The organism is Arthrobacter sp. H14 (assembly GCF_000520495.1).
Classification (GTDB): domain Bacteria; phylum Actinomycetota; class Actinomycetes; order Actinomycetales; family Micrococcaceae; genus Arthrobacter_C.
In genome coordinates, this window is sequence record NZ_KI914684.1 from 3,328 (window position 1) to 11,780 (window position 8,453).

Consider the following 8,453-nt stretch of genomic DNA (forward strand, 5'->3'; position numbering starts at 1 on the left):
GGTGGCGGGTGATCCGCGCCAGTGGAGAACCGCCCGCCTGCCATGACGGCAGCGCCTTGGTGCATTACGAGGCTGAAGATACGCCGCTGCGCAGGAATTCGAGCGGCAGCGCCGGGTACAAGGTGGATATGCGGAACGGGCGCTGGCAGCCCTCGGACCAGGAATTCGAGGCTGTTGAAGCCATCGTCCGGAAAATGTCGGAGGGGTATGGTGAGGTGGTTCCGTGAACGATTCAGCACAGCACAACCTCCGGCTCACCCCGCCTGCGCCGCTCCGCCTGCAAGCACCCGTGCTCAGCGCCGACCAGAAGGCCGTCGTCGATCTGCCTTCCGGATACGGCCCTGCCCTTATTCTTGGTGCCCCGGGAACCGGCAAATCCACAGTTCTGGTTGAGAGCGCAGTTAAGCGGATAGAGTACGACGGCGTTGACCCCGCCTCGGTGCTGATGCTGGCTCCCTCGCGGTCCCTTGCAGCAGACCTTCGGAATCAGCTGACCGCCCGCCTCAACCGGAGCCTGAGCGCCGCTCCAGCCCGGACCTGGGCCTCGTACGCCTTTGATTTGATCCGGCGCGCGAAGGCGGAAGGGCGGCTTCCGGGAATCACGCGGGCACCGAAGCTGCTCTCCGGTCCGGAGCAGGACCTTATTATTGCCGAATTGCTGGCCGGCCACGCGTCCGGGCAGGTGGGAAAGCTTCCCTGGCCGAAGGACCTTGAAGCGGCACTGGGAACACGTGGCTTCCGGCAGGAAGTCCGGCAGTTGTTCGACCGTGTGATCGAATATGGGATTACCGCGGCCGATCTGGCGCGGATGGGCCGGGAACTGGACCGCCAGGACTGGGTGGCGTCCGCCCGGCTGTTCCAGGAGTACCGGGACTTGATCGATCTGCGCATGCCGGAGAGCTTCGATCCGGCTGGCATTATCACCGCGGCCCGTCAGCTGTTCCAGGATGATCCGGAATCCCTTGAGCAGGAGCGAAGCCGGTTGGGACTGGTCCTCGTGGACGACCTGCAGGAGGCGAATCCGGCGGTTCACGAGCTGCTGGCGATCCTGGGTGCTGGAAAAGACGTGTTGGCGGCGGCATGCCCGGACACTGTGGTGCAGGGATTCCGCGGGGCGCGACCGGACCTCGTCGTCGCAGTCGAGGACATGCTTGCCAGCGGAACGGCAACTGTTTCCCGTCATACCTTGACCACTTCGCACCGGCTTCCGGCGCCACTGGCGGATGCCTGGCAGCGGGTGGCCGGACGCATCTCCCGGCGCGGCGGCGCGGCTCTCGGACGTGACCTGCTTCAGCCGACCGCGGCGGACCCTGTCCCTGATGCCGCTGAAGGAAAGGCCAATGCGGCCCCGGCAGCCGAGGTCCATGTTGTTGCTTCCCCGGTCCACGAACTGCGCTACATCGCCCAGCGCATACTCGACGCCCAACTCAACGGAGGGCGCGGCTTGTCGGAAATGGCGGTCATCGTCCGTACCGGTGGTCAATTGGCGCACTTGCAGAGGTACCTGACCTCGCAGGGAATTCCGGTTCGGGTTCCGGTAGCCGAAACCGCCGTCCGCGATGAACCGGCCGTACGTCCACTGCTGGACGCCTATGCCATAGCACTGGACCCGGAACGACTGACAGCCGAAGCAGCTGTCGCTTTGCTGACGTCCCGTATCGGCGGCGCGTCCGCCATCGACCTGCGGCGCATCCGTCAATCCCTGCGGCGGGAGGAACTGCTCGGTGGAGGCGGACGGAGCAGCGATGCCTTGCTCGTCGAGGCGCTGCAGGAACCGGCTGCATTGGCAACGTTGGGCTGGGAGGCAAGACCGGCGCAGCGCGTTGCCAGGATGCTGGCGGCGGGCAGAGAGGCAGCAGCGGAAAAGGGCGCAAATGCGGAGACCGTCCTGTGGGTATTGTGGTCGGCGACAGGACTGTCCAGTAATTGGGCCAGGCACGCGGTCGACGGCGGCCCCGCGGGAGTCAGGGCGGACAGAGACCTGGACGCCATCATGGCACTGTTCCATACTGCGGAGAGATACGTGGACCAGCTGCCGGGGTCCAACCCGGAACAGTTCCTCGAGTACTTGCTTAGTCAAGAGCTTCCGATGGACACCTTGGCAAAGCGTGCGCAGAACCCGGACGCCGTCGAATTGATGACCCCGGCCAGTGCCGCCGGACGCCAATGGCCGCTGGTTTTCGTCGCAGGTTTGCAGGACGGCGTGTGGCCTAATCTTCGGCTGCGCGGTGAACTGTTGGGAAGCGCACTTTTCGTCGATGCGATGGAATTGGGCCCTCATCAGGCACGCCAGGTGGACGCGGTCACGCGCCTGCGTGAGATCCGGTATGACGAGTTGCGCAGTTTCTCGGCAGCCATCTCCCGCGCCAGTGAAAAACTGGTCTGCACGGCTGTGGCGTCGGAGGAAGACCAGCCCTCGCAATTCATCGACATTATTGATCCATGGACAAATCCCGACCACCCTCGCCCAAAGACGGAAGTCCTCCGGCCACTGACGCTCCGCGCCCTGGTGGCGGAGCTGCGTCAGTGGGCTCAACAGGACGAGGAGAGCCCGGAAGCAGCGGCAGAGGCCGTGCGCCAGCTCGCCCGGCTTGTCCGAAGCGAAGTACCGGTTCGGGGTGCGCACCCGGATAGTTGGTGGGGGCTTCTGCCTCTCAGCAGCGAGGGAATCGACATTGTTGCTCCCGACCATGACGTGCCGGTTTCGCCGTCGAAAGTCGAAGCAGTGCATCAATCACCGCTGAACTGGTTCATTCAAGCGGCCGGCGGTGAGGCCGCAACCGATTTCGCCCGCAGCCTTGGCACTCTGGTTCACCAGATAGCCGCCGACATGCCCGACGCGACCGGAAATGAATACGTCGCCGAACTGTTGGTGCGCTGGCCCCGCTTGGGAATGAAGGAAAACTGGGAAGGCCGGCTGGACTACCAGCGGGCCGAAACCATGGTGCGGAAACTGGCCGCTTACGTCATCGCCATGCGCAGTGAAGGCAGGAAGTTGCTCACCACCGAGACTGACTTTGCCGTGACAATACCCGGACCCGCCCGTACTGCGCTGCTCCGGGGGCAGGTCGACCGGCTGGAGATCGACGATGAAGGCAGGCTGGTGATTGTGGATTTGAAGACCGGCAAGAGTACGCCGACCAAGGCGGATCTGGAGCGGCACGGACAGCTGGCCGCCTATCAGGTGGCCGTCCGGCATGGCGCCTTCGATGAAAGCAGTGCCACCGGAGGGGCAGTCCTCGCCCAGCTTGGTAAGACCGCTAAGAACGTCAGTGTGCAGGAGCAGGAACCGCTTGATCCAGAGAATGACTGGGCAACACCGATGATCGTGACCGCTGCCGAACTCATGGCGGGGCACGAATTTGAAAGCCGGCATGATCCGTCCGCGGGCGGATACCGGGGACATGGATGCCGCGTTCCCGAAGTTTGCCCATTATGCCCTGAAGGAAAGCAGGTAACAGAGTGAATCCGGTGGAGCAGGCTTTGATGGACAGGACAGGGATGGACGCCGGGGAACGGTACACGCCGGAAGAGCTGGCCGGCATCCTCGGCCAGCACAAGCCGACGCCTGAACAATCGGCCATTATCAGCGCGCCATTGGAACCCATTCTCGTGATAGCAGGGGCAGGATCAGGCAAGACCGCGACGATGGCTGACCGCGTGGTGTGGCTTGTGGCAAATGGAAAAGTGCGTCCGGAACAAATCCTCGGCGTTACGTTTACCCGGAAAGCAGCCAGCGAGCTGTCTTCGCGGATACGGGCACAACTGGCCAATCTGGCGGCGAAGGATCTACTGCCGGCCGATGCGGAAGATGAATCCGGGGACGAGCCTGGACTGCTGGATCCCAAAGTGTCGACATACCATTCCTATGCCAGTGGGATTGTGACAGACCATGGACTGCGGCTGGGCATTGAGCGGGATTCCGTTCTGCTGGGCGGAGCACAGTCCTGGCAATTGGCGAGCCAGGTTGTCGAGGCCTACGGCGGCGATTTCGAACACTTCACCGCGGCCAAGTCGACGCTCGTCCAGGCTGTTATTCAACTGGCCGGAGAATGCTCGGAGCACCTTCAGGAGCCCGGAGGTGTCTGTAAATACCTGCTCGATGAGGCTTCACGGCTGGGGCAACTGCCCTATCTCGCTGGAAAGGAGAAGCCGTCCACCGCCGAGGCCGGAAAACTGATCAACCGGCTGCGGACCCGGGCAACGGTGGCCGAGCTGGTGGGACACTATTCTGCAGCGAAGCGCGAGCGTTCAGCACTTGATTTCGGCGATCTCGTGTCTCTGGCTGCCCGCATCGCCAAAGATGTTCCACAGGCGGGGAAGTTGGAGCGGGAAAGGTTCAAAGTCGTCCTCCTCGACGAGTTCCAGGACACTTCGCACGCGCAGATGGTGCTGTTCTCGCTGCTTTTCGGCGACGGGCACCCGGTCACGGCCGTCGGCGACCCCAACCAGTCCATTTACGGCTTCCGGGGAGCCTCTGCGGGACAGCTGTTCCAGTTTCCGACCAAGTTCCCGGTCAGTAATGTGGACGGGACATTGGCTCCCGCGCCGGTGAAATTTCTCAGCATAGCCTGGCGCAATTCCGTCAACATCCTCGACATGGCCAACACTATTTCTCTGCCGCTCAATAAGGTCGATCCCAACAGGCCTGGAGGAGCCCGCATCGAGGTCCCCGCATTGCGTCCGAGCCCGGCAGCGGGTTCCGGGAAAGTGTTGCTGGGCCGGTTCGAAACGGAACTGGATGAAGCGGCCGCAGTTGTCCGTCGGATCGAACAGTTTCGGGCTACTGCCTTCTCCAGGAATCCGGAGACGGGGAGGGCCGAACCTACATCGGCCGCGGTGCTGTGCCGCCGCCGGGCGCAGATGGAACCGATCCGCAAGGAATTGGAAGAGCGTGGCGTTCCTTACGAAGTCGTCGGGCTTGGGGGATTGCTCAGTACGCCTGAAATCGTCGATTTGGTTGCCACGCTCCGGGTACTTGCAGATCCGACGCGGTCGGATTCCCTAATGCGACTGCTCACCGGAGCCCGCTGGCGGATCGGCCCCGCCGACCTCATGGCCTTTTCGGACTGGTCGAAATTCCTGGCCCGGCAACGTGAACGCGCAGCCGAAGGCCATGACACTGATGCAACCGCCGATGAAGCGGACGGGAGCGCCGTCGTCGAACAGGACCAGGTGGACAGCTCGAGCCTTGTGGAAGCTCTGGATTGGCTGCCCCGGGACGGATGGACGTCCAAAAATGGCCGTTCCTTAAGCCTGCAAGGAAGGGCACGGCTTGACGCCCTCCGGAAGGAACTTGGCAATCTCCGGCCGTTTGTCGGAGATGACCTAACGACTTTGCTCTCTGAAGTTGAACGGGCCATGTTGCTCGACATTGAGGTCGCTGCCATCCCCGGGGTCACTATCCACTACGCCCGCCGGCACCTTGACGCGTTTCATGATGCGGCGGCGGGATTCATCCAGACTGCCCAGCGCCTGGACCTGCTGGCGTTCCTAAGCTGGCTGGACGCAGCCGCGGAGGAGGAGAACGGTCTCGATATTTCGCAGGTCGAGGTGCGCCGTGACGCCGTCCAGCTATTGACTGTCCATGCCTCCAAGGGATTGGAATGGGACGCGGTTTTCGTCCCCGGCCTCAATGCGGCATCCTTCCCGACGGACCGCGACGCCCGCTGGAGCAGCGGCAACGCGGCCTTGCCGTGGCCGCTGCGGGGTGATTGTGCCGGCCTGCCGGTCTGGGACTGTGATCATGCGGACCAGAAAGGCTGGGTGGACAGCGAAAAGATTTTCAAGGGTGAGGTGGGAAACCATACCGAGCTCGAGGAGCGCCGGCTCGCCTACGTTGCTTACACCAGGGCTAAACACGTCCTAATGTGCACGTCCGCTGCCTGGAACGGCTCACGGTCGGGAGCCGCTCCTGTCTCGGCGTTTCTCGAGGAACTACTGCCGCTGACTGATACAGGCACGCCCTCCGCTGAGGTTGACGCATGGTTGGAAGACGATGCGATCAGCACGTTCAATCCCATGACAGTCGGTCTGGAAACCGCGATATGGCCATATGACCCGTTGGAGGGTCCCCTTGGTCCCGAGGGGCCAATCCGGAAGCGGCCGGGCAGGCGGGCACAAATGGAACGAGCTGCCAGCCGTGTGCTGGCTGCCGCGGCGACGCCCGATGGGCCCGATGGGGACGATACTCCGGACCACCAAGAGATCGCTCCCGAGGTTCAGGGCGGTCCCGCTGCCCGCTGGACAAGGGAAACGGGTTTGCTGCTGGCCCGCCACAACGCACCGGACAATCGTTTGGAGGTCGAACTTCCATTCCACATCTCCGCCTCGACGTTGATGGAGTTGGCTGACGACCCCTATGAGGTCGTCAGGCAATTGCGGCGGCCGGTTCCGAGGAAGCCGGGTATGGCCGCCCGCAAAGGGACGGCATTCCATGCCTGGGTCGAGGACTATTTCGGAACGGCCGGGATACTCGAATTAGAGGAACCGCAAACATCCGACAGCTTCATAGATGAGGCATACGAACTCGACGACATGGTCGCCACGTTCAAAGCATCCGAGTGGGCACAGCGGGCACCTGCCGCCATCGAGGTCCCGGTCGAGACGCAGGTCGATGCCGTCGTCGTACGCGGCCGTATTGATGCTGTTTTCCAGGATCCGGACGGCACCTGGGATTTGATCGACTGGAAGACCGGATCGCCGCCATCAGCATCAAAATTGGGTATTCGTTCCATCCAATTGGCCGTGTACCGTCTGGCGTGGGCCAGACTGAAGAATGTGCCATTGGAGCAGGTGAAGGCGGCGTTCTATTACGTAAAGGACAACAAGCTGGTACGACCACACGATATGGCCCGCGAGGAGGAGCTGGAGGCGATTATTACGGGTGCGTACGGATAGCCGCACCCGGCTTGTTGGCCGGATCGGCGACGACTTCAATCATCTGGGTGTCGCTGTCGGTCGGCCGCTCCCCGGCCGGCCGTTCTTCGTCTCCACCATCTTCCGGATGACCCGGATCGGTACTGGCGGGAGCCTTCGCGATGGCTGCGCCGGCATCGCGCTGTGTGTCATCAGAGGAGACGGCAGATTCACCCGGGTCCGCATCAGAAGGGTCTCGATGGGTTGTTCCCGGCTTCTGAAGGTCAGGATCCGTCGGGTCGGGAGCTGTGGGCTCCGGATCAATGATGCTGACCGGAGGCAGCTTGTCGGATCCGTCCTTGCTCCTGTCGATCGCCTGCGCGACGTCGGGGGAGTGTGTGGGAACCGGCGGCTCGACGGAGATGGGCTGTCCACCGTATTCTTCGATGTCCGATTCAAGCGCCGCGAGCATCTCCTCCGCTTCGGCTACTATGTCGTCGTCGCCGGTGGAAATACCCCGCACAAGCCACTGGGCCAGAGCGAACTCGGCGGAGAGCGCGGCCCGCCGCAGCAAATGCCGGTCCGGTGCCCCTTTGCCGGCAACAGAATACGACTCGAGCACTGCGTCGGCAAAACTTTGGTCATTCGCGGCGATTAACCAGGCGAAATCATCTGCAGGATCTCCGATGCGAAGGTCCGTCCAACCGTTGACAGCTGCGACGCGTCCATTGTTGATCAGCAGGTTGTCCTCGTGCAGGTCGCCGTGGACCACCGATGGACGGAACTGCCACAGCGCAATATCCTCGAGAGCGTTTTCCCACCTCAGCAGCAGCGAAGAGGGTATTTTCCCGGTCGTGGCCGCCTGATCAAGCTCATTGAGCCTGCGTTGACGAAATTCGTTCGGAGTGTAGCTGGGCAGATCGGCTGCGTGCACCAGTTCAAGCGGGAGGTCATGGATGGCCGACATGATCCGTCCCAGTTCAGCTGCAATAAGGCGCGGCTCCGCCACGAGCTGCTCGATGGTCCGGGTTGAGCCGGGAAGGTGCGAATAGACGAAGGTGGTGAGGTTGTCCTGCCGGACGGTTCCCGCGACATGCGGCATCAAAAACGGCAGGTTGGCACGCACTCCCGGTGTGAACGAGCGCAGGACATGCAGTTCTGTTTCCAGCCGGACGCTTGCCTCGGCGTGTCTTGGTGAACGGACCCGCCATCGTTTTCCGGCGCTGTCCAACAACACGGCGGAGTGAAAATCCGCCGCGTCGTCCGGTGCGGAGGCCACACCTGTCGGGGTCAGCCCCGGCACCGCGGCGCTTGCAATGGCTGCCAGTTCCATGGGAGTTCTCGTCACATTCCCAACGGTAGGTCCAACCCCGGATTTCGACCACGTTGAACGGCGGCGAGTCGCGGTTACAGTGGCCAATAGAACGCTGTGAACAACCTGAAGAGAAGCTGAAGGCGCCGTCCACAGCTTTCGTTCAGGAATCGTGAAAACAGGCAATGGTTCAGTACCGTAGAAGGATGAGCAATACCGTTCCAGAGGCAGGTCTTTCGCCCGAAGAAACCCATCCGCCGCTGGGATCCCTTGCACTGGCGCG

Annotated in this window: 4 protein-coding genes; 3 read left to right on the forward strand and 1 reads right to left on the reverse strand. The window is 62.6% G+C overall.

What is annotated here, in order from left to right:
- The 3 genes from Y707_RS0118180 to Y707_RS0118190 form a co-directional block, all read left to right on the forward strand.
- Nucleotides 1–227 (forward strand): hypothetical protein (locus Y707_RS0118180; protein ID WP_035782532.1); only part of this gene is annotated, 227 nt, incomplete at its 5' end.
- Nucleotides 224–3,466 (forward strand): ATP-dependent helicase, encoded by a 3,243-nt coding sequence (locus Y707_RS0118185; protein ID WP_026536128.1) that lies wholly within the window; start codon nt 224–226, stop codon nt 3,464–3,466. The genes Y707_RS0118180 and Y707_RS0118185, both read left to right, overlap by 4 nt.
- A gap of 20 nt (nt 3,467–3,486) precedes the next feature.
- Complete coding sequence (locus tag Y707_RS0118190) at nt 3,487–6,900, forward strand: ATP-dependent helicase (protein WP_026536129.1); 3,414 nt, start codon at nt 3,487–3,489, stop codon at nt 6,898–6,900.
- Here the strand turns inward: Y707_RS0118190 and Y707_RS27380 are convergent.
- Nucleotides 6,881–8,206, reverse strand: coding sequence for a macrolide 2'-phosphotransferase (locus Y707_RS27380; RefSeq protein ID WP_081744993.1), 1,326 nt, complete (start codon nt 8,204–8,206; stop codon nt 6,881–6,883). The genes Y707_RS0118190 and Y707_RS27380 overlap by 20 nt on opposite strands.
- Between the last annotated feature and the right edge of the window lie 247 nt (nt 8,207–8,453).

What these genes read in the sequence shown, in the direction of transcription:
- Y707_RS0118190 (WP_026536129.1), top strand. Translation starts at nt 3,487, where the DNA reads ATGGACAGGACAGGGATGGACGCCGGGGAACGGTACACGCCGGAAGAG.